Source organism: Thermocrispum municipale DSM 44069, from assembly GCF_000427825.1.
Lineage (GTDB): Bacteria > Actinomycetota > Actinomycetes > Mycobacteriales > Pseudonocardiaceae > Thermocrispum > Thermocrispum municipale.
This window is the reverse complement of record NZ_ATYT01000012.1, coordinates 81,369-104,605: the sequence shown is the minus strand read 5'-3', so window position 1 is coordinate 104,605 and position 23,237 is coordinate 81,369. Positions and strand designations below refer to the sequence as shown.

Below are 23,237 nucleotides of genomic sequence, written 5' to 3'. Positions count from 1 at the left end.
GCAGCAGGTGTCAGGTTCGCGAGTGACTGTGCAGATCAGCGTGGGTCGACGATCCGCGCGGCGAAGTACACCGCGCCGGAGCTGGTGTGCCGCACCAGCAGCAGGAAGGGCCGATCGAAGCTCACCGCGACCGGCTCCTCCACGACGATCGACGTCATCCGGATCATCATGGCGGTCGCGGCGGCGCCTTCCAGACCCTTCTCGTCGACGCGCAGCACCGATTCGTGCAGCGCATCCGACACCTTCAGCCGCGGGTCGGTCGACAGTCCCCCGAGGTCGGCCTCCGGGGTGAACAGCCGGCGCACCCCGAGCTCGGCCAGCACGTCCGTCAGCCGCACGTTGGACGCGATCTTCAGGCGCGGGAAGGACAGTGCGACGCGCCGTGGCCGGACTTGGTTCAACACCGCGGCGAGTGCTGCCGCATCCGTGTGCTCCTCGGCTTCGGCAAGCTCGCCGTCCGGCAGCAGGCCGACGGCTTGCACGCCTCCGACCGCGGGCAACGCCACCGCGGTCCATCCCGCGGCTTGTGCGTAGCCGAGCCGCTCGGTCTGCCGCATCATCGGCACCCGGACTTGTCCCGAAGGTGTGGCGAAGGGTTCCTCGGTCGTCTCGTGCTCGGCGAACGGTTGGCGCCAGCCGACCTTGAGGTAGAGCGCGTTGACCAGGCTGGCCACGGTGGAGGAATCCACCGCGCCCTCCGGCACGAGATCGGTGATCAGGTCCCTGGTGGCCTCCGCGACGTCGGCGTTGATCGCTTGGCGGGCCGCCTCGGGATCGGTCACGAACGGCGCGGTCGCGACCTTGGCCCCCGGCCACCCGGACAGTTCGACGGTGAACGAGTCGTTCAGCGGCAGCTGGTCCCAGGCCCACAGCGTGTTGGAGACCTCGAGAACCGGCTCGTCACTCCCCCGCTCGGCAGACAGGACGGCGGCTTCGCGTAGCAACTCCACCTGCTTGCCGATGTCGGACGACTCCGGGTCCAGCAGGTGCTGCAGTTCCGCGGCCGTGGAGCCACGCGCAGCCTGATAGACCATGCCGAGCGCACTCTCCACCGAGTACGGCGAGAAGCACACGGTGCCGCCGTCGGCGCCGATGATGCGATGCAAATCCAGCGTGAACTGCAGGTGCCTGCGCTCGGCGGGTGCGTCAGCCATGGCGCCCAGTGTGCCAGGCGTGCCACGCCACGGCCTGCGCATCGGTCAACGTCGCCACCTGGTCGATCACCACCCGCAGGCGGGCCGCATCATCCCGGGCGGCCCGCCACGCGGGGACGAACAGGGCGTCGAGGGAATCCGGTGCGCGCTCGGCGACCACGGCGGTCAGTTCCATGAGCAGTTCCCGTTGACCTTCTTGTACCGCCAGCCGGCGGCGATCGCTCATCACATAGCGCAGCGCGAGGGACTTGAGCAGCGCCACTTCCGCCGCGACCTGGTCGGGCACCTCGAGGGTGGCGGCGTAGCGGCAGAGAGGATGGGCGCCGTGGGCTCGTCGTGTCGGCGCGACGACCGCCGTGGCGAAGCGGCCGACGAGTTCCGACGTCATCCGTTTCAACGCCACCAGGGCGCCCGGCGAGAAGTCGCAGCCCGACCGGGCCAGCTCGGCGACCGCGGGCAACTCGAGGAGGCCGGCAGCCGCGGCTTCCAGCGTGGCGACGTCCAAATGGGAGAAGTGCTTGGCCGCCAACTCGGCGATGGCCGCTCGTTCCCCAGGGCTTGTCAGCACCCGCAGCGAGATACGCCCGGCGAGGACGCCGTCCTCCACGTCGTGCACCGAGTAGGCCACGTCGTCCGCCCAGTCCATGATCTGCGCTTCCAGACAGCGAACGCCGTCGGGCGCCCCCTCGCGAATCCATTGGAAGACGTCGATGTCGTCCGGGTAGACGCCGAACTTGCGCTCGCCCGACTTGCGCGGCCACGGGTATTTGGTGGTCGCGTCGAGGCTGGCTCTGGTGAGGTTGAGCCCGACCGGGATGTCGTCCTCGAGGTGTTTCGGCTCGAGTCGGCTGAGGATGCGCAACGTCTGTGCGTTGCTCTCGTAGCCGCCGATGCCGGCCGCGACCTCGTTCAGGGCCGCCTCGCCGTTGTGTCCGAAGGGCGGGTGGCCGATGTCGTGCGCCAAGCCGGCCAGGTCCACCAGGTCGGGGTCGCAGCCCAAGTCGCCGGCGATGCCGCGGCCGATCTGGGCGACCTCGAGCGAATGGGTCAGCCGGGTGCGGGGCACGCCGGAGACTTCCGCGCCCTCCCCCGGGCCGACGACCTGTGTCTTGCCGGCCAGTCGGCGTAGCGCGGCGCTGTGCAGCACGCGGGCCCGGTCGCGGGCGAAGGGTTCCCGGGTGTCGTGGGCTCCCTCGACGGACGCGCGCTTAGGCGGCTCGGGGTACCGGCGGGCCCGATCGTGCTCGGTGTACATGGGACAAGATTAGGAGCGCACGGAGTGATCGGTCCAAACGCGCCGCGCCGTGGCGGGGCTTCCCGTCGGCGACACGAGTCGGCGTCGGCGATCCCGTCGGTACGAGGTGGGCAATCCGCCGGGCCTGCGCCGCGGGCGGCGCTGCGCCCGCTATCCGCCTGAGCCCCGCGCCTGTCGGCTTGGTCCCGTCGAGCGCTAGTCCAGGCTTCCGCTGCTGACGACTTCAGTCGGTGAGGTCACGAACCGGTAGAACAACAGCGCACGTGTTTCCCGCCAGATGTAGCGCATTTCGGTCTTCCGGGTCTGCACGATCGGCCCGCTGCGGGTGGGCGAGGTCCACGCGTCGATACCGAGATCGCGCACCATCGTGCGGGCTCGCAGCGAATGCCACGGGTCGCTGACGATCACCGCGGACTTGATGCCCTGCTTGCGCGCCGCAGCAGCGAACGACTGCACACTGCCCAGCGTGTCCGCGCCTTCGCCGAGCGCCGATACCGCTCGCTGGGGCACCCCTTCGTCCACCAGCCAACTGGCGCCCGCCTCGGCTTCGGTGGTCGCGTCCCCGACCTGACCTCCGCCGAGCGTGATGATGCGATCAGCCACGCCCTCGTCGTACAGCTCTTTGGCGTGCTCCAGCCGCGCGGCGAAGATCGGCGACGGACGACCGTTGTACTGCGCCGCCCCCAGGACCACGATGGCATCGGCCGGGGTTCGATCGTCGATGCGGGCGACTTGCCACACTCGGAACGCAGTTCCGGCCAGCACCAGCAGGCCGACGAGGACCGCGCCGACGACGCCCCGGATCACCCAGCGTCGCGCCCCCACCACGGGCTAGCAGCCGACGAGGCGCGCGGCCAGGTAGGACTCGAGCTGGTCGATGGCGATCCGCTCCTGCGCCAGGGTGTCGCGGTCCCGCACCGTGACCGCCTGGTCCTCCAGGGTGTCGAAGTCCACCGTCACACAGAACGGCGTGCCGATCTCGTCCTGGCGGCGGTACCGCTTGCCGATCGACGCAGCGTCGTCGAACTGGACGTTCCAGTGCTTACGCAGCGCCGCGGCCAGATCGCGAGCCTTCGGCGTCAGGTCGGCGTTACGGGACAGCGGCAGTACCGCGACCTTGACCGGCGCGAGCCGACGGTCGAGCTTGAGCACCACACGCTTGTCCACGCCGCCCTTGGCGTTGGGGGCCTCGTCCTCGGTGTAGGCGTCCAGCAGGAACGCCACCATCGAGCGGTTCACACCCGCTGCCGGCTCGACCACGAACGGCCGGTAACGCTCACCGGAGGACTGGTCGAAGAACGACAGGTCCACGCCGGAGTGGTTGGAGTGCGTGGTCAGGTCGAAGTCCGTGCGGTTGGCGATGCCCTCGAGCTCGCCCCACTCCTGGCCGCTGGAGAACTGGAAGCGGTACTCGATGTCGACGGTGCGCTTGGAGTAGTGCGACAGCTTCTCCTTCGGGTGCTCGTACAACCGCAGGTTGTCCTTGCTGATCCCGAGGTCGGTGTACCAGCGCATCCGCTCGTCGATCCAGTACTGGTGCCACTTCTCGTCCTCGCCCGGCTCGACGAAGTACTCCATCTCCATCTGCTCGAACTCGCGCGTACGGAAGATGAAGTTGCCTGGCGTGATCTCGTTGCGGAACGACTTGCCGATCTGGCCGATGCCGAACGGCGGCTTCGTCCTGGCCGTGGTCAGCACGTTGGAGAAGTTGATGAAGATGCCCTGGGCGGTTTCCGGCCGCAGGTAGTGCAGGCCCTCTTCACTTTCGACCGGGCCGAGCGTGGTGCGCAGCAGGCCGTTGAACTCGCGCGGCTCGGTGTACTGACCCCGAGTGCCGCAGTTCGGGCACGGGACGTCGGAAACGTCGTTGTCGGCGATCTCCTTGCCGGTGCGCTCGGCGTACTCCTCCGCCAGCTGGTCGGCCCGCCACCGCCGGTGGCAGGACAGGCACTCGATGAGCGGGTCGACGAACGCCTGCACGTGGCCGGACGCCTCCCACACCTGACGCGGCAGGATGACGGAGGAATCCAGGCCGACGACGTCGTCGCGGCCCTGCACCATGGCCTTCCACCACTGGCGCTTGATGTTCTCCTTCAGCTCCACGCCCAGCGGTCCGTAGTCCCACGCCGACCGGGTACCGCCGTAGATCTCCCCGCAGGGGAAGACGAAGCCGCGGCGCTTACACAGGCTGACGATGGTCTCGAGGCGATCGGTGGCCACTGAATCTCCGCATGAAGTCGAACTGGTGGTGGAGTACAGCCCAGGGTAGCCATTCCACGTTCGGATGAAGACAGCCGGGCCTGGTCACGACGCTACGCGATCGCGGAAGAAGACAGAGCTTCGAGCGGCACTGAGGGACCCACCCGTGCGACGGGTGGCCCCGGTTATTGGCGACACGAGCTCCCCTGAGGGACCCACCGGTGCGACCGGGACTGCGAGTAATCGGCGACGCGACTGATCGACCCTGACGCACCAATCGGTGCGACCGAACGCCGCAAGTAGTCGGCGATGCGACACGACCTCCCCCGAGGGACCCACCGGTGCGACCGGACGCCGCGAGCAACCGGCACCCGGTCGGTCAGCTTCAGCCCGGCCGTCGTTGCGCGCGTGCCGGGACGTCCGAGTCACTGGTGCGGTCCGCCGGATCCGGCGCAGCAGCCGCGTCAGCTTCCCGCAGGCCTCGGACGGCCCTATGAGCCGATGCGGCCTGCTGGATCCGACACCGCGTGGAGGTACCGCCCGCATCGATCCGACACCCGCAGTAATCGCCTCGGCGTTTCACCTCTCGACCTCGCGACGGGCGCCCAGCAGCCAGGGTCGACGTGGTTGCACGCCGTCTACCATGGGGTCATGCAAACACTCACCCACGCGGCCGACCGCTCGGCGCCCGCGGAGTCGCTGCCTGCGGACAGCCTGGCCGCGGCTGGTGAGTTGCTGCGCGCGCTCGCCGCGCCCGTGCGGATTGCTATCGTCATGCAACTTCGGGCGGGCGAACGGTGCGTGCACGAACTCGTCGACGCGCTCGGTGTCGCTCAACCGTTGATCAGCCAGCACCTCCGCGTCCTCAAGGCGGCGCGGGTGATGAAAGGCGAGCGGCGCGGGCGCGAGGTGCTCTACCGGCTGGCCGATGACCACCTCGCCCACATCGTCGTGGACGCCGTGGCGCACGTGCAGGAGGAGGGCCGATGACCAAAGCGACCCCGGTTCCCGGGCGGCGCTCGACACGACAGCGTGCTGCCGTGGTGGAGCTGCTGGACGACATCGACGACTTCCGCTCCGCGCAGGAGCTGTACGACGAGCTGCGCAGGCGCGGCGATGCCATCGGCCTGACCACCGTGTACCGGACCCTGCAGTCGCTGTCCGACGCCGGATTGGTGGACACCATGCGCACCGAGTCCGGCGAGGTCATCTACCGACGGTGCTCCGACCACCATCACCACCACTTGGTCTGCCGGGAGTGCGGTTACACCGTCGAGGTCGAAGGTCCGGCCGTGGAGCGCTGGGCGGAGTCGATCGCCGCGAGCAACGGCTTCGTGAACCTTCGGCACACCGTGGAGATCGTCGGCACGTGCGCCGACTGCAACGCCGCCCGTTCCTGACCCTTCAGTACTCATAGGGATCCTCCGGCTCCGGTACGCGACGGAGGAGGTCAACGGCAATCTCCGGCGCGCGGGCCCGCGTCGCGTCACGAGGCGGCCGGTACCGACCGACCACTTGGATCCACTCGTCGTCCCGCAACGTGCGCAACATCGGCGCGTCCCCCACGAGCCGAACGGGCACGGGGTAGCCGTCTGCCGCGCAGCAGCCGATCACCACCCGCGCTACATACGTTCGCTCGCCCTGCCGCACGACGAACCCGGTCAGCCGTACTTGCCGACCGACCAGCGTTCTGCCCTTGTCCCACGTCGCGCGCGCGTGGAACTGCGAGATCGGCATCGGAGTGACCTCGCCCGCAGGCAACGGCGGATAGGCCTCGATCTCCGCCGGATCAACCTGACGGGTGCCGGCGTCCAAGGATCTGGCGACCGAGTCGGCCCCCAAGGCGGGAGGAGCGACGATGAGCCCGGCAAGCGCGGGAACGAGCAGCAGCCATGCGCTTCGCCCTGTCCCGTGAGAATGACCGCCGTCCGTCCCGACAGAAGCGCCCCGCATGTCGCGCCAGATCGCCACCCCCGCCAGCATCACCACGATCAGCCCGGCGCCGATGAGCCACCAGCGATGCTGTGGCTTGACGTAGCGGAGGTAGTCGCCGGTCCAGACGAGCTTCAGCAGACAGCCGCCGAGCAGCAGCAACAGCACATTGGCCGTCTCCCGCCTCATCGACCGCCTCCGAGAAACACAGCCCACGCGGCGACCGCACAGGCGATCGCCACCACGAACGTCAGTGGTGCGAACCGCAAGGCGAAAGGCCGACCGAAGGTGCCCGCTTGCAGGCTGAGCAGCTTGACGTCAACAGCCGGACCGACCACCAGGAAGACCAGCTTCGGCAGCAGCGGCAAGCCCGGCAGCGAAGCAACGACGAAAGCATCGGCCTCGCTGCACAAGGCCAGCACCACCGCAAGTACCGCCATCACGACGACGCCGACCACCAGCTCGTCACCGAGGGAGGAAAACCACTGGGGTGGGATCAGCACATTCATCGTCGCCGCGACGGCCGCGCCCAGCACGAGGAAGCCGCCGGCTTCGATCAGATCCGCTCGCGCCGTCTCGGTGAACACGCGCCAGCGCTCACCGGAAGCCACGTCAGAGGCGCGCCGCCGAGCGCGCTCGACGATCCACTCCACCTTGCCGAACCGGACCCACAGCAGTCCCGTCACCACCGCTGTGCCCAGCGATGCGACGAATCGTGCCAGCACCATCAGTGGCTCGCCGGGAAAAGCCACTGCTGTGGCCGCCAGCACCACCGGATTCACCGCCGGGGCGGCGAGAAGGAACGTCAACGCCGCCGCGGGCGCCACACCGCGCGACATCAACTGCCGTGCCACTGGCACCGCCGCACACTCGCACGTCGGTAACGCGACGCCGGCAACTCCCGCCACCCCGACCGACGCGGCACGGTTGCGCGGCATCAACCGCTCGAGTACGCGCGCGGGAACGAACGCTGCGATCGCCCCGGACAGCAGAACCCCGACGACAAGGAACGGCAGCGCCTGCACACAGATCGCAACGAACACCGTCACGCCGGTACGCAGCTGCGGTGCGCTTTTGAACCATTCGGACAGCGTCGGGCTCAACAGCAACGCAGCCAGCAGCACGACACAGAGAACGTCGGTCGAGGTGATCCGCCTGCCGGGCCGCCAAGACTGCCCGACATGATGCCGCCGCGCAGACCCTTTCGAGGCGCTCGGCGAAGTCTCCGGCTCGGCTACCGGCGTGCCGTCCCCCGACGCGGCCGAGCCGCCACCGCCGGAAGCAGCCGGCGGACTGTGCGTGTGATCAACGTTCACGCTCGAGATCGTGCCAGCGAAGCATGACGAAATCGACAATCAATGTCACCAATGGTGCCAATCGTCCCCCGTCGGGCGTTGAACGGGCACCACTGGCGCCACTCGTGCGCCAACGGCTTGCCGGCACCGGCCTACTCCGCTACCGATGGCGGGGTTCGAGATCCGGGCAGCGCGAGCGAGCTGACGAGCTGCCGCTGCGGCGTCGATAGCGCGAGCTGACAAGCGCGCGGCGGCGTCGGTAGCGCGAGCTGACTAGCACCGCTGCGGGGTCGGTAGCGCGAGCTGACGCGCGGTCGCCGCCAAGGCACCCAGCGCGAGCTGACGCGCGGCCGCTGCGGCGTCGATAGCACGAGCTGACACGCGGCCCCCGGCCGCCGCGGCGGCGCCCAGCGGGCTCGGCAACTGCGGTGAAGGCGTGGCAGCAGCCTGCTCAGCGCTCTTCCAACATCGCCAGCAGATCGGTCCGCAACCGCGATGCGGTCGACACCACCAGCATCAGCAGCGTCCCCAGTGGCGTCGGATCCATTCCCTCGGCCGGGAAGGCGTACCGCAACGTGACGTCCAGACCGGTTTCGGTGTGCACCACACCCAGCGTGCCGAACAATCCTTGCCCGGCCCGTTCAGCCGCGGCCACGGCCAGCGCCGGATCATCCGGCAGGTCCCACGCCACCACGCAGGTCAGGCTCAACACCGTCAAGCCTTCGGCCAACCGCACCGCCTGCACCGCACACGGCACATCGGAATGCCGGAAGGTCAGCGCGCCGTCGTCGTCGACGTTGACCTCGAGGTAGCGCTCGAGCGCCGTCTTGGCATTGGTCAGCAGCTCCGCGGTGTCAACGGCCTCGGTGCTCATGGTTCTCCGGTCTGTCGGGCTGGTTGCGCAACGGCATCCCGCGCTGCCCCGAACCGCCGATCACGCCGGGCATACTCCAGGCACGCCTGCCACAAGTGGGTGCGGTCGAAATCAGGGAACAGGGTGTCTTGGAACACCATCTCGGCATAGACGGACTGCCACGGCAGGAAGTTCGACGTGCGTTGCTCGCCGGACGGGCGGAGGAACAAATCCACGTCTGGCATCTCCGGCTGGTAGAGGTACTTCGCCACGGTCCGCTCGTTCACCTTCGCCGGGTCGATCTTCCCGGCGGCGGCCAGTTCCGCGATGCGGCGGGCCGCATCACCGATCTCCGCACGTCCACCGTAGTTGACGCACATGGTCATGTTCATGGTGGTGTTGAAGCGGGTCTTCTCCTCGGCGATGCGCAGCTCCTTGATGACGCTGCGCCACAGCCGCGGGGTACGGCCCGCCCACCGGATACGTACCCCGATCGAGCCGAGGTAATCGACCTGGCGGCGAATCGTGTCCCGGTTGAACCCCATCAGGAAACGCACCTCGTCCGGGCTGCGTTTCCAGTTCTCGGTGGAGAACGCGTACACCGACAGCCACTTGATGCCCAGTTCCACCGCGCCGCTGGCCACGTCGATCATCACGGCCTCGCCGCGCTTGTGCCCTTCGATGCGGGGCAGTCCCCGCTGATTGGCCCAGCGGCCGTTGCCGTCCATCACGAGCGCGACATGCCGGGGAATCAGCTCCGGCGGGATCTTCGGCGGCCGGGCGCCGGACGGATGCGGATCCGGCGCGCGAGTCGCGCGAATGGGCTCCACCCGTGGCTTACGCCGCACGTTGTCAGCCTCCCGCTTTGCGTTCTACCAGCGGGAGCGAGCGTAGCTGACGCTCGAGGTGCCATTGCAGGTGTGCGGCGACCAGGCCACTTGCGTCACGTCGGGTGGATGGCTGCGTCCGCTCGGCGACCTCCCACTCGCCGTGCAGCAGAGCATCGAGCAAGGTGATCACCTCGGGCGACGGCGACACCGCGCCGGCAGGCTTGCATCGCGGGCAGACCACGCCGCCTGCCGGAACGCTGAAGGCCCGATGCGGCCCGGGGTCGCCACACCGCGCGCACTCGGTGATCGCCGGCGCCCACCCGGCGAACGCCATCGCGCGCAGCAGAAAGGCGTCGAGTACCAGCGACGGATCTCGCTGTCCGTCCGACAGTGCCCGCAACGCGCCGGCCACCAGCAGGTACAGCCGCATGGCCGGTTCGCCTTCCTCCGCGGCCAACCGGTCGGCTGTCTCCGCGACCGCGGACGCCGCCGTGTAGCGCGCATAGTCCGACACGATGCCCGGCGCGAACGCGTCCACCGTCTGCACCTGCGTGATGATGTCGAGTGAGCGCCCCGGGTAGAACTGCACGTCGACGTGGCAGAACGGCTCCAACCGCGCGCCGAACCGCGACGTCGTGCGGCGCACTCCGCGGGCGACCGCCCGGACCTTGCCGTGCTTGCGGGTCAGCAGCGTGATGATCCGGTCGGCCTCCCCCAGCTTGTGCACGCGCAGCACCACGCCGGTGTCACGGTAGAGGTTGGCCACCCCGCCATCATCCCACCGCGGGCCGACAACGGTGCCGGCCGACGCGCGGCCGGTGATCCGTCAGAAACCGAGCCTGCGCAGCTGCTTCGGGTCGCGCTGCCAGTCCTTGGCCACTTTCACGTGCAGGTCGAGGTAGATCTTGCTGCCCAGCAGGCGTTCGATCTGCTTGCGCGCGTTCGCACCGACGTCCCGCAGGCGCTGACCGCCGCGCCCGAGAATGATCCCCTTCTGGCTCGGCCGCTCGACGTAGAGCTCCGCGTAGACGTCGATCAAGTCGTCCCGGCCTTCGCGCGGATGCATCTCCTCGACCACCACCGCGATCGAGTGCGGCAGCTCGTCCCGCACGCCCTCCAAGGCCGCTTCCCGGATCAGCTCGGCGACCAACGTCTGCTCCGGCTCGTCGGTCAGGTCGCCGTCCGGGTACAGCTGCGGACCCTCCGGCAACCGCGCGACCAACAGGTCGGCCAGCAGATCGACCTGGAAACCCTCGGTGGCCGACACCGGGATCTGCTCGGCGAAATCCATCAGATCCGACATCGCCACCAGCTGCTTGGCGACCTGATCCCGCTTCACCAGGTCCGTCTTGGTCACGATCCCGATCACCGGCGTGCGGCGGGCGACCTTGCGCAGCTCACCGGCGATGAAGCGGTCGCCGGGGCCGATCTTCTCGTTCGCCGGGACACAGAACCCGACGACGTCCACCTCCGACCAGGTCTCCCGCACCACGTCGTTGAGCCGCTGCCCGAGCAGCGTGCGCGGCCGGTGCAGCCCCGGCGTGTCCACCACCACCAGTTGGGCGTCCGGGCGGTGCACGATGCCGCGAATGGCGTGCCGGGTGGTCTGCGGCTTGGTGGAGGTGATCGCCACCTTCTCGCCGACCAAAGCGTTGGTCAGCGTCGACTTACCGGCGTTCGGCCTGCCGACGAAGCAGGCGAACCCGGACCGGTGTGGCTCGCTCACGGCAGCCTTTCCACCACGGTGCCCGCAGGATCGACCACGTAGATCGGCGCGTCCGCGCTCAGATCACGCACCGCCGAGGACGACGCCGTCTCGACCCCGGGGAACTCGCCGACGATCACCGCGGCCTCGATGCCTTCGGCACCACTGGACACCGCGGAGATGACCGCGGCCTGCATCGCGGTGACCGACAGCGACGGCAACTCCACCGTCGCAGCGGCATACGTGCGACCGTCGGTGTCCCGCACCGCCGCGCCCTCCTTCGCGTCGATGCGCGCTCGCGCCGCGCGGGCTAGCGTCGCCAGCTTCGCGTCCTCCGGGTCCAGGTCGTCGATGGTGGTCATGCACGCTCCGTTTCCGCCTGGGCTGGTGCGGCCGTGGACTCGCGCGCCGCGGGCCGGACCACGACGGTGCTGATCCGCATCCTGCCGCGGTGGTCCTTGCCGCCCTCGGCGTGCAGCCGCAGCCCGGCGACCTCCGCTTCCGCGCCGGGCAACGGAACCCTACCCAGCCGCTCCGCGAGCAGCCCGACCACGGTGTCGACATCGTGATCGGCGAGGTCGATGCCGTACAGCTCACCGAGGTCGTCCACACCCAGTCTGGCCGACACCCGCACGGCGCCGTCCGGCAGGTGCTCCACCGGCGGACGCTCGTCGGTGTCGGACTCGTCGGTGATCTCGCCGACGATCTCCTCCACGATGTCCTCGAGCGTGACCAGGCCTGCGGTGCCGCCGTACTCGTCGACCGCGATGGCCACGTGGTTGCGGGACACCTGCATTTCCCGCAGCAGCGCATCCAGCTGCTTGGAGTCGGGGATGAACACCGCCGGGTTCATCACGTCGGCCACCGGGCGCGCGTTGCCTCCGTCGGACATGCTGGCCCGCACCAGGTCCTTGATGTTGACCACGCCGACCACGTCGTCGATGTTCTCCCCGATCACCGGGATGCGGCTGTAGCCGGTGCGCAGCGACAACGCCAGCGCCTGACGCACCGTCTTGGTCCGTTCGATCCACACGATCTCGGTGCGCGGGACCATCACCTCGCGGGCCTGGGTGTCGCCCAGTTCGAACACCGAGTGGATCATCGCGCGTTCGGCGTCCTCGACCACGCCCCGCTCCTGCGCGAGATCGACGACCTCGCGGACCTCGATCTCGCTGGTGAACGGCCCTTCCCGGAACCCGCCACCGGGGATGATCAAGTTGCCCAGTCGGATCAGCAACCTGCTCAGCGGACCGAGCAGGAGGCCGAGCAGCCGCACGACTCCGGCCAACGCGGCGCCGACCCGGTACGGGTGCTGGCGACCGATCGTGCGCGGTCCGACGCCGACCAGCACGTAGCTGATCAGCAGCATGACCGCGGCGGCGACCACGACGGCCAGCCACTCCGAGGAGATCCACCGCAGCATCACCACGGTGACCAGCACGGTTGCGGTCAGCTCGCAGCCGAGCCGCAGCAACAGCAGCAGGTTGATGTGCCGGATGCGGTCCTCGACCACGGCGGCCAGCTGCCGCGCACCACCGCGCCCGGCTCGGACCATGCCGGCGACCCTGGCCTTGGACACCACGCTGATGGCCGAATCGGCCGCGGCGAACACTCCGGCGAGCAGGATCAGCGCGCCTGCTACGACGAGCATCGCCGCTGACGAAGCCATCAGCGCTCCTGATCGCCCGATTCGTCGTCCAGCCCGACGACGCCGAGAAGCCGTTCGTCGGCGTCCCGCTGCACGCTGCGCCGCCGGGCGTCGGCGACCGCACGCCGGTAGTCGGCCAGAATTTTGTTCTGCAGGCCGAACATCTCGCGTTCCTCGTCCGGCTCCGCGTGGTCGTAGCCCAGCAGGTGCAGCACGCCGTGCACGGTGAGCAGGTGCAGCTCGTCAGCCAGCGAGTGCCCGGCCTTACGAGCCTGCTCCTTGGCGAACGCCGGGCACAGCACGACGTCACCCAACAGCGCGGGCGCACCCGGCCCGGACGACTCCGGCGCGTCCGGGCGACGGGTGTCCAGCTCGTCCATCGGGAAGGCCATCACGTCGGTCGGACCCGGCAGGTCCATCCACCGCACGTGCAGGTCCTCCATCACTTCGAGGGTCACCAGCTGCACGGACAGCTCGGCCAGCGGGCTGACGTGCATGCGGTCCAGCGTGTAGCGGGCGACGGAGACGATCGACTCCTCGTCCACCGCCATCCCTGACTCGTTGGCCAGTTCGATGCTCATCGGGGTCTCGTCCGCGACTCTTACTTGCGCCTACGCGGCTGCGACTGTTGCGACCGCTGATCCCGGCCGACCTGCCACTTCTCGTAAGCGTCCACGATCCGGCCGACCAGCTGGTGACGCACCACGTCGTCGCTGGTCAACGTGGAGAAGTGCACGTCGTCGACGTCTTCCAGGATCTCCCGTACCACCCGCAGGCCGGACTCCTGACCACCCGGCAGGTCGACCTGCGTCACGTCGCCGGTGACCACGATCTTCGAGCCGAAGCCCAGCCGGGTCAGGAACATCTTCATCTGCTCCGGCGTGGTGTTCTGCGCCTCGTCCAGGATGATGAACGCGTCGTTGAGCGTGCGGCCGCGCATGTAGGCCAGCGGAGCGATCTCGATCGTGCCCGCCTGGATCAGACCGGGGATCGACTCCGGGTCCACCATGTCGTGCAGCGCGTCGTACAGCGGCCGCAGGTACGGGTCGATCTTCTCGTAGAGCGTGCCGGGCAGGAACCCGAGCCGCTCCCCCGCTTCCACCGCAGGCCTGGTCAGGATGATGCGGTTGACGTCCTTGGCCTGCAGCGCCTGCACCGCCTTGGCCATCGCCAGGTACGTCTTGCCGGTACCCGCCGGGCCGATGCCGAAGACGACGGTGTGCGCGTCGATCGCGTCGACGTAGCGCTTCTGGTTCAGCGTCTTCGGGCGGATCGTCCTGCCCCGCCGGGACAGGATGTTCATGCTCAGCACTTCGGCCGGCGATTCGTCGGCGGAAGCGCCGTTGGCCAGCATGCCCACCGTGCGGCGAACGACGTCCGGCCCGAGCTGCTGCCCCTTACCGGCCAGCGCCAGCAGCTCGCTGAACACCCGCTCGGCGAACGCCACGTCCGCCGCGCTGCCGGTGAGCGTCACCTCGTTGCCACGGACATGCACGTCCGCGGCCAGGTGCTCCTCCATGGCGATGAGGTTCTCGTCGGCGGAACCAAGCAGGTTGAGCGCGATCGCTGCGGGAATGGGGAACCGGGACTGCGCTGGGGACGATGGGGCGGGAACGCCTTGTGCGGTTTCGGCCACGTGGCCTCTGGCCTGCCTTCTTCTGCTGCTCGACGAATTGGACTGGTGGCACCGATGCTAACGAATTCTTCGTGCGCCGCGCAGCTCAGTTACCGGTCGGGCGGCCGAACAGCCCCAGCTGCTCGCCCCCCAGGACGTGCGCATGCACGTGGAACACGGTCTGGCCGGCGTCGTCTCCGGTGTTGAACACAACTCGGTAACCGGAGTCGGCGATGCCCTCCAGCTCGGCCACCTTGCGGGCGGTGGACAGCACGTCGGCCAGCAGCTGCGGCTCCTCGGCCAGCTCGGCGACGTTGCGGAAGCGCTTCTTCGGCACCACCAGCACATGCACCTTGGCCTGCGGGTTGATGTCGCGGAACGCCAGCGTGGTGTCGGTTTCGTGCACGATGTCCGCCGGGATCTCCCTGGCGATGATTCGCTCGAAAAGCGTCTCGCTCATGGTGATCAGACTACGAGCCGCTCGATCAGTCCTCACCGGCGACCGCGCGCAACTCGACCGGTTGCGGCCGCACCAACGCCTCCACCGCTGCTCTGGTCTGCTCGTCGGCCGGCACGTGGCTGATCAGGCGTTGATCGGACAGGTCGGTGACGGCCAGCTCGACCTGCTCCAGCCGGAGCGGACCTACCCGCGGGTGCAGCCACCTGGTGATACCCGGGCGATGCGGCATGGCCGGCGCGGCCAGCCGGTCGACGACGTCGGGGCCGCCGCGCCGGCGCAAGTCGACCAGGAAATGGCGCGTGGCAGCGTCCGGCCGCATCGACTCGACCTTCAACCGCTCCGCCCACTCGTCGGCCACGCACGCCCAGTCGCCGAACGCCTCGCGCGCCCGCGGATGGGTGAACACGAAGCGGGGCAGGTTCGCGTGACCGGGGTCGAACAGGCCGAGGGGCTCGGCGAGCGCGCGGAATCCGCTGGTGGCCGACAACACGTCGCCGAGGCGGTTCACCACGAGCGCGGGCATCGGCTCCAGCTGGTCCAGCACCGCTTGCACACCGGGAGTCACTACGTGGGTGAGTGAGGCACCCAAGCAGCGGTTGTCGTAGGCGGCGCTCGCCACCTTCTGCAGGTGCCGTCGCTCTTCCTGGGTCATCCGCAACGCGTCCGCCAGCGCGTTGAGCACCTGGGCCGACGGTCGCTTGTCCCGGCCCTGCTCGATGCGGGTCAGGTACTCCACGCTGATCCCGGCCAGCATCGCCACCTCCGCGCGCCGTAATCCCGGCGTGCGGCGCCGCGAGCCCACCGGGAGCCCGACCTCGCTCGGCGACACGGCCTCCCGCCGCGCCCGCAGGAATGCTCCGAGATCGCTGTCCGCCATGTCGCCAGCGTACGGCCGATTCCGCTGCTCCGGTCGGCTCAAGGTGGCCCTCTCATGGCCAGTCTCGGCACGGACTCCCTCGGCCCGCCACCGGCCACCAGCCTCGAGAGCGAGTCGAACCTGGGAGGAGACCACATGAGTTCAGCAACGGTTGCCGTCGTCGGCGGTGGGTACGGCGGCATCATCGCCGCCAAGGCGCTCGAGGAGTTCGCCGACGTGGTGCTGATCGAACCGCGCGACACGTTCGTGCACCACAACGCGACCCCGCGCGCCCTGATCGACCCGCAGTGGGCCGAGCAACTGTTCCTGCCCTACTCCGGCATCCTGCGGCACGGCCGCGTCGTGCGGGCGCGAGCGGAGAAGGTGGAGGAACAGAGCATCTCGCTCGACACCGGCGAGCAGATCACCGCGGATTTCATCGTGCTGGCGACCGGCGCGTCGTATCCGTACCCGGCGAAGTTCGACATCACCGACCGCGAGACCGCGTTGGCCCGGCTGGCCGAGACGCACTCGGAGCTGCGTGCGGCCCCGTCGGTGCTCGTCCTCGGCGCCGGCACCGTCGGCCTGGAGGTGGTCGGGGAGATCGTCTCCGCCTGGCCGGACAAGGCCGTCACCGTGGTCGAACCCGGTGACGACGTCGTCGGCGGCCGCTACCCCGCGCCGTTCCGCGCGGAGATCCGCAGACAGTTGCGTGACCTCGGGGTCGACCTGCGCCTAGGCACGCGACTGGTGGAGACTCCGCCCACCACACCCGGCACGCTCGCGCCGTTCTCGGTGCGAACCAGCGCAGGTGACACCATTGCGGCGGACATCTGGTTCCGCTGCTTCGGGGTTGCGCCGCACTCCGACTATCTCGCCGGTGACTTGGCCGACGCCCGGGACGACCGAGGGCGCCTGCGGGTGACCGAACACCTGCGGTTGCGCGGGCACGACACGGTGTTCGCCATCGGGGACGTGACCGACGTCGACGAGCCCAAGATGGCGGCTTACGCGACCGCGCAGGCCGACGTCGTCGTCGCCAACATCCGCGCGCTTGCGCAGGGCGACGAACTCACCGCGTATCAGCCGGCGGACGAGCACGGCGTCATCCTGCCGCTCGGACCGACAGCGGGCGCGAGCTGGGTTCCCGGAACGGGCCTGCTCGGTCCGGCGCAGACATCCGAGTACAAGGGCAAGGACATGATGCTCGGCGCGGTCGTCGACAGGCTGAGCCGTCCGGTCGGGACGGCCAGCTGAGGGAGAACGACAACACTGGAAAAGGAGAGGCCGCGGGGCGGTGGAACCTGGGGGGCGCTCCACCGCCTCCGCGGCGCCGCCGGACCGAGGGGGGAGGTGTCCGGCGGAGTCTTCCAGGTAGGAATCAACGCATCCTGCGACAACTCCTACGGCCTATATTCTAACCGGCATTAGCAGGCGTTCGCTATAGCTAACAGGCGATTTGTGGCATAACTCCCGTTGCTGAGTGAGGCCGGTCACGCCCAGCGCCGGGTGACGAGCGCGGCCGCGGCGACCGCCACCGCCCCCGCCGTCGAAGTCCGCAACACATAGGGACCAAGCCGCGCATCGACGGCACCGGCGGACAGCAAGGCCTCGTGCTCCTGCGGGGTGATGCCGCCCTCCGGGCCGACCACGAACAGCACCTCACCCTCGTCGGGCCACGGCAGGTCGGGGAAAGCACGATCGGCGTCGCCGTCCAGCACGACCGTCAAGCTCGCCGACGCCGCTCGGCGCAGCAACTCGTCAGTGGAGACCGGCTCGGTGACCTCCAGCAATCGCGGCCGCCTGGCCTGTTTGGTGGCCGCCCGCGCCGCTGCCCGCCACCGGCCGAGGGCCTTCGCCCCGCGCGGTCCGTCGTCCCAGCGCGCGACGCAACGCGCCGCTCGCCACGGGATCACGGCATCCGCGCCGACCTCGGTGGCCTGCTCCACGGCGAGCTCGCCGCGGTCGCCTTTCGCCAGCGCTTGCACCACGGTCAGCCGCAGCGATGGCTCGTCCTCGACCCATCGGCGCTGCACGTCGACGACGACGGTGGCATCGCGACCACTGCGTACCGACGTCACGCTGCCCTGCGCCACGGTGCCGGAGCCGTCGCCGAGAAGGACCTGCTCCCCCGGCTTGAGCCGCAGCACCGAGGCGCCGTGGTGGGCTTCGTCGCCGGTCAGTGTCAGTTCGTCGGCCGACTCGGGGATGTCGTCGATCAAGAACAGGGGCGGTGTGCCCATGTCACCGCTTGGACCGCAGGCGGGAGAACAGCCCACCCGACTGTTTGGAGCCGTTGGTGGTCAGCTCCGGAGTCTCCTCGCCGCGCAGCTGAGCCAGCTGCTGCAGAAGCTGACGCTGCTGCTCGTCCAGTTTCGTGGGCACCTCGACGTCGATGTGGACGTGCAGGTCGCCACGCCCGTCCGACTGCCCGGACGACCGCAACTTCGGCATGCCGAGGCCGGGCACGACCAGCTCGGTATCCGGCTGCGTGCCGGGCTCCAGCGGCAGCTCGTGCACCCCGTCGATCAGTGTCTCCAGCGGCACGGTGGCACCGAGCGCCGCCGTCGTCATCGGGATCCGCACGTGACAGTGCAGGTCACTGCCCTGCCGGAGAAAGACCTCGTGCGGGGCCTCGTCGATCTCGACGTACAGATCACCGGCCGGGCCGCCGCCGGGGCCGACCTCACCCTGGCCGGCCAGCCGGATGCGCATACCGTCGCCGACGCCGCCGGGGATCTTCGCGGTGACCGTGCGACGCGCACGCACCCGGCCGTCTCCGCCGCACTTGGTGCACGGATCGGAGATGATCTCGCCGTAGCCCTGGCACACCGGGCAAGGCCTGCTGGTCATGACCTGGCCGAGGAACGACCGCTGCACCGTCTGGATCTCGCCGCGCCCGTCGCAGGTGTCACACGTGACCGTCTTCGAGCCGGACTGGCTGCCCGAACCGCGGCACACGTCGCACAGCACCGCGGTGTCGACCGCGATCTCCTTGGTGACCCCGGTGGCGCACTCCTCGAGTGTGAGGCTGATGCGGATGAGCGCGTCCGAGCCCGGCTGCACGCGGCTGCGCGGACCCCGCCCGGTGGCCGCACCGGTGCCACCGAAGAAGGCGTCCATGATGTCGCTGAGGCCGCCGAACCCGGCGAACGGGTCGCGCGCGCCTGCCCGCGCACCGGCGCCGTTGTCCAGCGGATCGCCACCCAGGTCGACGATCTTGCGCTTCTGCGGGTCGGACAGCACCTCGTAGGCCTGCGTGACCTCGGCGAAGCGATGCTGGGCGTCCTCCGACGGGTTGACGTCCGGGTGCAGTTCACGGGCCAGCTTGCGGTAGGCCCGCTTGATCTCCTGCTCCGTCGCGTTCTTGGCGACCCCGAGGATGCCGTAGTAGTCCTTCGCCACCGTGCTCCCTAACGCGTCTACTCAGTGCCGCTGCTCAGCTCGCACCGCTGCTCTCACCGGCCGGACAGGATCTGGCCCACGTAGTTGGCCACAGCACGCACCGCGGCGATCGTGTTCGGGTAGTCCATCCTGGTCGGGCCGACTACCCCCAAGCCGCCGAACAACGTGTCGTCGGTGCCGTAGCCGATCGACACCACCGACGTGCTGCGCATCTGCTCGTCCTCATTTTCCTCGCCGATGCGCACGTTCAGCACACCGGGTCCGCGGACCGCGGCCAGCAACTTGAGGATCACCACCTGTTCCTCGAGCGCTTCCAGCACCTGGCGCAGCGAACCGGGGAAATCGGCCACGTTGCGGGTCAGGTTCGCGGTGCCGCCCAGCACCAGCCGCTCCTCCGGGTGCTCGACCAGCGACTCGATCAACACCGTGGCCACCCGGGTCATGGCTTCCCGCAGCTCCGGGCGCACCCGGTCGGGCAGGCCGGACACCGTGGACGCCGCGTCGGTCAGCTTCTGGCCGACCAGCGAGGAGTTCAGCTCGTTGCGCATGACGGCGATGTCGTCGTCGTCGATGACGTCGCCCAGCTCCACCGTGCGCTGATCGACCCGGCCGACGCTGGTGATCAGCACCAGCATCAACCGCGCGGGGGTGAGCGGAACGACCTCGACGTGACGCACCGACGAGCTGGTCAGCACGGGGTACTGGATCACCGCGACCTGCCTGGTCAGCTGCGCGAGCAGCCGCACGGACCGGCGCATCACGTCCTCGAGGTCGATCGCCCCGTCCAGGAACTGCTTGATCGCCCGCCGCTCGGCCGCGCTCAGCGGCTTGACCTCGGACAACCGGTCGACGAACACCCGGTAGCCCTTGTCCGTGGGGATCCGGCCCGCGCTGGTGTGCGGCTGGGTGATGTAGCCCTCTTCCTCCAGCGCGGCCATGTCGTTGCGCACCGTCGCGCTCGACACACCGAGATTGTGCCGGTCGACCAGGGCTTTGGATCCCACCGGCTCATGATGGGACACGTAGTCGGCGACGATTGCCCGCAACACCTCGAACCGACGATCCTCGGCGTGGCCCACGGACACCTCCTGCGGCTCGAAACCACCCAGCGACGAGACATCTTCAGTTTACGGCCAATCTGGCGCTCGAACGTTGCAAGTGCTAACGCCGGGCGCCCACCCGCGGGTCGTGCGAGCGATCGGGACTCCGACCGGGCAGACTCAGCGCGTGTCGTCAGCCGTCATCCCCATCAACGTAACGCTTGTTCTCGTTCTGGTGATCCTGGTCGCCGTCGCCGCAGTGGTGACCGCGGCCGGTGGCCTGGGCCCCGCGCACAGCCCGCTGCTGGCCGCCGTGCGCGCCGCGGTCCAGCTGGCCGTGGTGTCCGGGATCATCACGTTCCTGCTGGAGACCGGCTGGTGGGCGGTGTTCGTGGTGGTCATGGTCGCAGCGGCCGTGGTGACGGCGTCGCGCCGGGTGACCGGGACGTTCCGGGGGTACTGGCTGGCGGCTCCGATCGTGTGCGGCTTGGTGCCGGTGCTGGCGTTGGTGCTGTTCAGCGGCTTGGTTCCGCTCGAGGGCATCGCGGTCATCCCGATCGCCGGAATTCTCATCGGCAACGCGATGACCGCGACCACCCTGGCCGGGCGGCGCGCGCTGGACGAGCTCAGCTCCCGGCACGGGGAGTACGAAGCGGCACTCGCGCTCGGCTTCCTGCCGCGGGGCGCCGCGCTGGAAGTGGCCAGGGAGCCTGCGGCCGAAGCACTGATCCCGTCCCTCGACCAGACCCGGACGGTGGGCTTGGTCACGCTGCCCGGCGCCTATGTCGGCGTGCTGCTCGGCGGGGCGAGCCCGTTACAAGCCGGCGCGGCCCAGCTGCTGGTGCTGATCGGTGTGCTTGCCGTGCAAGCGATCGCGGTCCTGATCACGGTCGAGTTGATCGCTCGCGAGCTCATCACGCGTCCGTGACCGTGACCGCACGACGTCACCCCGCGAACCGCGGACTCGTGCCACACTCCTGCGAATGAAGAAGGGGGTGCTGATCGGCGCCGGGGTGCTGGCCGCCGCGGTCGTCGTCGCGGTGCTGGTCGTTCCGCGCTCCGAGCCGGTGAACGCGACCTGCGACAACGGGGTGTCGCTCTACTTCGCCCACGACGCGGGGATGCGCGCGGCCGCGAAGCGGTTGCGCGAGGACGACCGCGTGGACGACGTCCGCACCGAGACGCGCGAGCAGACCCTGCGCAGGCTGGTGCGCGCCAACCCGGACCTGGCCGACGGCATGCAGGGCGGGACGAGCGGCGAACCGGCCGTTGCCGCCGCGGTGCACGTCGCCGCCGTGGCCGAGCCGAAAGGCGAACTGGCCGGCGTGCTCGCTGAGGAGTACGGCAAGGCGCTGGCCGTCGAGCCGGTGAAGTGCCCGGGGAACAGGGACGAGTTCGATGCCGCCCTCGTGGCGCTGTCACGATCGCTGAACTGCAGAAACTCGGTGTCGCTTTCCTTCGTTACGGACGAAGCGATGTTCGCCGCCGCGCAGACCTTGCGGGACGACCGTCGGGTCGCCGAGGTGCACGAAACCACCAAGGAACAGGCGTGGCGGACCGCGCAGGAAGTGCTCGGCGAGGACGGCGTGGCGCTCGGCCCGGATGACGTGCCCGCTTCACTCGAGGTCATCGCCGAGCCATCCGTCGACCCAGGTCAGTTGGCCGACGAGCTGCAGTCGACGCTTCCGGATGTCGACGACGCGCAGCCAGGCGTCTGCGTGGCACTGCTGCACCCGGTGGCCGGGCCGTAGCTAGCCGAGCAGTCGCCGAACCACCCCGTCAGCCAGCAGACGACCACGCAAGGTCAGCACGGCTCGCCCGGCAGCCCACTCCCCCGGCTCGAGCAGGCCGTCGGACACCGCCTCCTCGCCGGCCTTGCGGCCGGTCTCGTCAAGTGCGTCGAGCGGCAGGCCGCGGGAAAGCCGCAGCTCGAGCATGACGCGCTCGACGTGCCGGTCCTGCTCGGTGAGTACCTCGCGGCCCGCGGCCGGCGAGACACCGGCGCTCAGACGCTCGGCGTAGCGGGCGGGATGCTTGACGTTCCACCAGCGGACGCCGCCGACATGGCTGTGCGCTCCCGGGCCTGCGCCCCACCAGTCGCCGTTGAGCCAGTAGCCCAGGTTGTGCCTGCACTGTGCCTCGGGGGAACTGGCCCAGTTGGACACCTCGTACCAGGTGAGCCCGAGCCCGCTCAAGTAGTCGTCGACGACTTCGTAGTCGGTCGCGAGCACGTCGTCGTCCGGCGACGGGATCTGCCCCGATCGGACTTTGCGGGCCATCGCCGTGCCGTCTTCCACGATCAGCGCGTACGCCGAGATGTGATCGACGCCGTCGGCGATCGCCTCACCCACGGCATCCAGCGACGCGCGGAGATCGTCCGGCCCTTCCCCCGGCGTTCCGTAGATCAGGTCGAGGTTGACGTGCGCGAAACCGGCCGCCAGCGCCTCCCGCGCCGCCGCGATCGGTCTGCCCGGTGTGTGCACGCGGTCGAGCACGCGCAGGACGTGGGGAACGGCCGACTGCATGCCCAGCGACACGCGCGTGAAGCCCGCCTCGAGCAGTCCGGCGAAGAACTCCGGCGACGTCGACTCGGGATTCGACTCGGTCGTGACTTCCGCACCGGGGGCCAGACCGAAGGCGTCGCGCACCGCCTGGAGCACGTCGGCCAACCCTTGGGCGCCCAGCAAGGAGGGCGTGCCGCCACCGACGAAGACCGTCTCGGCCTCCGGCGCGTCGCCCAGCACCTTCGCGGCGAGGTCGAGCTCACGTCGAAGACCCTCGAGCCACGATTGCGGAGACGCCGATGAGCCCAGCTCGCCGGGCGTGTAGGTGTTGAAGTCGCAGTAGCCGCACCGCGTCGCGCAGAACGGCACGTGCACGTACACGCCGAACGGCCGCTCACCCAGCGACTCCAGGGCGGCGGCCGGCAAGGCGCCGTCACGCGGAGCGGGTTCACCTTCGGGTAGAGCGGGCACGTCACCAGTGTCCTC

General features: G+C 69.4%; 25 protein-coding genes. 5 read left to right on the top strand and 20 right to left on the bottom strand.

The window, feature by feature from the left end; genetic code table 11:
• Positions 1-35 precede the first annotated feature (35 nt).
• The 4 genes from YWM_RS0112135 to YWM_RS0112120 form a co-directional block, all read right to left on the bottom strand.
• Positions 36-1,154, bottom strand: coding sequence for a serpin family protein (locus YWM_RS0112135; protein WP_028850963.1), 1,119 nt, complete (start codon positions 1,152-1,154; stop codon positions 36-38).
• Positions 1,147-2,409: a deoxyguanosinetriphosphate triphosphohydrolase gene (locus tag YWM_RS0112130; protein WP_028850962.1), complete on the bottom strand. Its 1,263-nt coding sequence runs from the start codon at positions 2,407-2,409 to the stop codon at positions 1,147-1,149. Before YWM_RS0112130 ends, YWM_RS0112135 begins: the two co-directional genes overlap by 8 nt.
• 195 nt (positions 2,410-2,604) lie before the next feature.
• Positions 2,605-3,234, bottom strand: a complete 630-nt coding sequence (locus tag YWM_RS0112125) for a YdcF family protein (protein ID WP_028850961.1) — start codon at positions 3,232-3,234, stop codon at positions 2,605-2,607.
• A gap of 6 nt (positions 3,235-3,240) precedes the next feature.
• On the bottom strand, positions 3,241-4,629 hold the full coding sequence (locus YWM_RS0112120; protein WP_028850960.1) for a glycine--tRNA ligase: 1,389 nt from the start codon (positions 4,627-4,629) through the stop codon (positions 3,241-3,243).
• A 630-nt stretch (positions 4,630-5,259) separates the two neighbouring features.
• Between YWM_RS0112120 and YWM_RS0112115 the strand changes: the two genes are divergently transcribed.
• Positions 5,260-5,598, top strand: a complete 339-nt coding sequence (locus YWM_RS0112115) for an ArsR/SmtB family transcription factor (protein ID WP_028850959.1) — start codon at positions 5,260-5,262, stop codon at positions 5,596-5,598.
• Positions 5,595-6,008, top strand: a complete 414-nt coding sequence (locus YWM_RS0112110) for a Fur family transcriptional regulator (protein ID WP_028850958.1) — start codon at positions 5,595-5,597, stop codon at positions 6,006-6,008. Before YWM_RS0112115 ends, YWM_RS0112110 begins: the two co-directional genes overlap by 4 nt.
• A gap of 4 nt (positions 6,009-6,012) precedes the next feature.
• Here YWM_RS0112110 and YWM_RS0112105 read toward each other — a convergent pair whose 3' ends face one another.
• The 12 genes from YWM_RS0112105 to YWM_RS0112050 all read right to left on the bottom strand — a co-directional run bounded on the left by YWM_RS0112105 (position 6,013) and on the right by YWM_RS0112050 (position 15,823).
• Positions 6,013-6,729: a TIGR03943 family putative permease subunit gene (locus YWM_RS0112105; RefSeq protein ID WP_028850957.1), complete on the bottom strand. Its 717-nt coding sequence runs from the start codon at positions 6,727-6,729 to the stop codon at positions 6,013-6,015.
• Positions 6,726-7,691 carry a permease gene (locus YWM_RS23345; RefSeq protein ID WP_052344830.1) on the bottom strand — a complete coding sequence of 322 codons (966 nt, stop codon included), beginning with the start codon at positions 7,689-7,691 and terminating at the stop codon, positions 6,726-6,728. Before YWM_RS23345 ends, YWM_RS0112105 begins: the two co-directional genes overlap by 4 nt.
• A 595-nt stretch (positions 7,692-8,286) precedes the next feature.
• On the bottom strand, positions 8,287-8,709 hold the full coding sequence (locus YWM_RS0112095) for a hypothetical protein (protein WP_028850956.1): 423 nt from the start codon (positions 8,707-8,709) through the stop codon (positions 8,287-8,289).
• Positions 8,706-9,536 (bottom strand): isoprenyl transferase, encoded by an 831-nt coding sequence (locus YWM_RS0112090; RefSeq protein WP_028850955.1) that lies wholly within the window; start codon positions 9,534-9,536, stop codon positions 8,706-8,708. The genes YWM_RS0112095 and YWM_RS0112090 overlap by 4 nt, the downstream gene beginning before the upstream one ends.
• 4 nt (positions 9,537-9,540) lie before the next feature.
• Positions 9,541-10,284 carry a DNA repair protein RecO gene (recO, locus tag YWM_RS0112085; RefSeq protein WP_028850954.1) on the bottom strand — a complete coding sequence of 248 codons (744 nt, stop codon included), beginning with the start codon at positions 10,282-10,284 and terminating at the stop codon, positions 9,541-9,543.
• A gap of 60 nt (positions 10,285-10,344) precedes the next feature.
• Positions 10,345-11,244: a GTPase Era gene (era, locus tag YWM_RS0112080; RefSeq protein WP_028850953.1), complete on the bottom strand. Its 900-nt coding sequence runs from the start codon at positions 11,242-11,244 to the stop codon at positions 10,345-10,347.
• A complete protein-coding gene (locus YWM_RS0112075) occupies positions 11,241-11,576 on the bottom strand; it encodes a cytidine deaminase (RefSeq protein ID WP_028850952.1) in 336 nt (111 codons plus the stop codon). The genes era and YWM_RS0112075 overlap by 4 nt, the downstream gene beginning before the upstream one ends.
• A gap of 5 nt (positions 11,577-11,581) precedes the next feature.
• A complete protein-coding gene (locus tag YWM_RS0112070) occupies positions 11,582-12,892 on the bottom strand; it encodes a hemolysin family protein (RefSeq protein ID WP_028850951.1) in 1,311 nt (436 codons plus the stop codon).
• Positions 12,892-13,452: an rRNA maturation RNase YbeY gene (ybeY, locus tag YWM_RS0112065; RefSeq protein WP_028850950.1), complete on the bottom strand. Its 561-nt coding sequence runs from the start codon at positions 13,450-13,452 to the stop codon at positions 12,892-12,894. Before ybeY ends, YWM_RS0112070 begins: the two co-directional genes overlap by 1 nt.
• Before the next feature lie 20 nt (positions 13,453-13,472).
• Positions 13,473-14,507: a PhoH family protein gene (locus YWM_RS23340; protein WP_052344824.1), complete on the bottom strand. Its 1,035-nt coding sequence runs from the start codon at positions 14,505-14,507 to the stop codon at positions 13,473-13,475.
• 85 nt (positions 14,508-14,592) lie between these two features.
• Positions 14,593-14,946, bottom strand: a complete 354-nt coding sequence (locus YWM_RS0112055) for a histidine triad nucleotide-binding protein (protein ID WP_043660826.1) — start codon at positions 14,944-14,946, stop codon at positions 14,593-14,595.
• A gap of 25 nt (positions 14,947-14,971) precedes the next feature.
• Positions 14,972-15,823 carry a helix-turn-helix transcriptional regulator gene (locus YWM_RS0112050; RefSeq protein ID WP_028850948.1) on the bottom strand — a complete coding sequence of 284 codons (852 nt, stop codon included), beginning with the start codon at positions 15,821-15,823 and terminating at the stop codon, positions 14,972-14,974.
• A 135-nt stretch (positions 15,824-15,958) separates the two neighbouring features.
• Here YWM_RS0112050 and YWM_RS0112045 point away from each other — a divergent pair, with 135 nt between their 5' ends.
• The gene (locus YWM_RS0112045; RefSeq protein ID WP_028850947.1) at positions 15,959-17,059 is read left to right on the top strand and encodes an NAD(P)/FAD-dependent oxidoreductase; all 1,101 of its coding nucleotides are present in this window, start codon (positions 15,959-15,961) and stop codon (positions 17,057-17,059) included.
• A 236-nt stretch (positions 17,060-17,295) separates the two neighbouring features.
• Here the strand turns inward: YWM_RS0112045 and YWM_RS0112040 are convergent, their stop codons facing one another.
• From YWM_RS0112040 to hrcA, 3 genes are read right to left on the bottom strand one after another with little or no spacing between them, the layout of a single operon-like run.
• The gene (locus YWM_RS0112040) at positions 17,296-18,045 is read right to left on the bottom strand and encodes a 16S rRNA (uracil(1498)-N(3))-methyltransferase (RefSeq protein ID WP_028850946.1); all 750 of its coding nucleotides are present in this window, start codon (positions 18,043-18,045) and stop codon (positions 17,296-17,298) included.
• A gap of 1 nt (position 18,046) precedes the next feature.
• On the bottom strand, positions 18,047-19,207 hold the full coding sequence (gene dnaJ / locus YWM_RS0112035; RefSeq protein ID WP_028850945.1) for a molecular chaperone DnaJ: 1,161 nt from the start codon (positions 19,205-19,207) through the stop codon (positions 18,047-18,049).
• Between the two features lie 53 nt (positions 19,208-19,260).
• Entirely contained in the window at positions 19,261-20,286 is a 1,026-nt protein-coding gene (gene hrcA, locus YWM_RS0112030) for a heat-inducible transcriptional repressor HrcA (protein WP_028850944.1), read from the bottom strand.
• A gap of 148 nt (positions 20,287-20,434) precedes the next feature.
• On the opposite strand from hrcA, the gene YWM_RS0112025 reads away from it, so the two are divergent.
• Together YWM_RS0112025 and YWM_RS0112020 are read left to right on the top strand one after the other, a co-directional pair.
• Positions 20,435-21,175: an ABC transporter permease gene (locus YWM_RS0112025; protein ID WP_156914753.1), complete on the top strand. Its 741-nt coding sequence runs from the start codon at positions 20,435-20,437 to the stop codon at positions 21,173-21,175.
• A 55-nt stretch (positions 21,176-21,230) separates the two neighbouring features.
• Entirely contained in the window at positions 21,231-21,998 is a 768-nt protein-coding gene (locus YWM_RS0112020; RefSeq protein ID WP_028850942.1) for a permease-like cell division protein FtsX, read from the top strand.
• On the opposite strand, the gene hemW is transcribed toward YWM_RS0112020, so the two are convergent.
• Positions 21,999-23,222, bottom strand: coding sequence for a radical SAM family heme chaperone HemW (gene hemW / locus YWM_RS0112015; RefSeq protein WP_028850941.1), 1,224 nt, complete (start codon positions 23,220-23,222; stop codon positions 21,999-22,001).
• Between the last annotated feature and the right edge of the window lie 15 nt (positions 23,223-23,237).

Excerpts from the sequence above, each read along its gene's own strand:
- YWM_RS0112135 (WP_028850963.1), bottom strand. The coding sequence starts at position 1,154 with ATGGCTGACGCACCCGCCGAGCGCAGGCACCTGCAGTTCACGCTGGAT.
- YWM_RS0112130 (WP_028850962.1), bottom strand. The coding sequence starts at position 2,409 with ATGTACACCGAGCACGATCGGGCCCGCCGGTACCCCGAGCCGCCTAAG.
- YWM_RS0112115 (WP_028850959.1), top strand. The coding sequence starts at position 5,260 with ATGCAAACACTCACCCACGCGGCCGACCGCTCGGCGCCCGCGGAGTCG.
- YWM_RS0112110 (WP_028850958.1), top strand. The coding sequence starts at position 5,595 with ATGACCAAAGCGACCCCGGTTCCCGGGCGGCGCTCGACACGACAGCGT.
- YWM_RS0112105 (WP_028850957.1), bottom strand. The coding sequence starts at position 6,729 with ATGAGGCGGGAGACGGCCAATGTGCTGTTGCTGCTGCTCGGCGGCTGT.
- YWM_RS0112095 (WP_028850956.1), bottom strand. The coding sequence starts at position 8,709 with ATGAGCACCGAGGCCGTTGACACCGCGGAGCTGCTGACCAATGCCAAG.
- YWM_RS0112070 (WP_028850951.1), bottom strand. The coding sequence starts at position 12,892 with ATGGCTTCGTCAGCGGCGATGCTCGTCGTAGCAGGCGCGCTGATCCTG.
- ybeY (WP_028850950.1), bottom strand. The coding sequence starts at position 13,452 with ATGAGCATCGAACTGGCCAACGAGTCAGGGATGGCGGTGGACGAGGAG.
- YWM_RS0112055 (WP_043660826.1), bottom strand. The coding sequence starts at position 14,946 with ATGAGCGAGACGCTTTTCGAGCGAATCATCGCCAGGGAGATCCCGGCG.
- YWM_RS0112050 (WP_028850948.1), bottom strand. The coding sequence starts at position 15,823 with ATGGCGGACAGCGATCTCGGAGCATTCCTGCGGGCGCGGCGGGAGGCC.
- YWM_RS0112045 (WP_028850947.1), top strand. The coding sequence starts at position 15,959 with ATGAGTTCAGCAACGGTTGCCGTCGTCGGCGGTGGGTACGGCGGCATC.
- YWM_RS0112040 (WP_028850946.1), bottom strand. The coding sequence starts at position 18,045 with ATGGGCACACCGCCCCTGTTCTTGATCGACGACATCCCCGAGTCGGCC.
- YWM_RS0112020 (WP_028850942.1), top strand. The coding sequence starts at position 21,231 with ATGAAGAAGGGGGTGCTGATCGGCGCCGGGGTGCTGGCCGCCGCGGTC.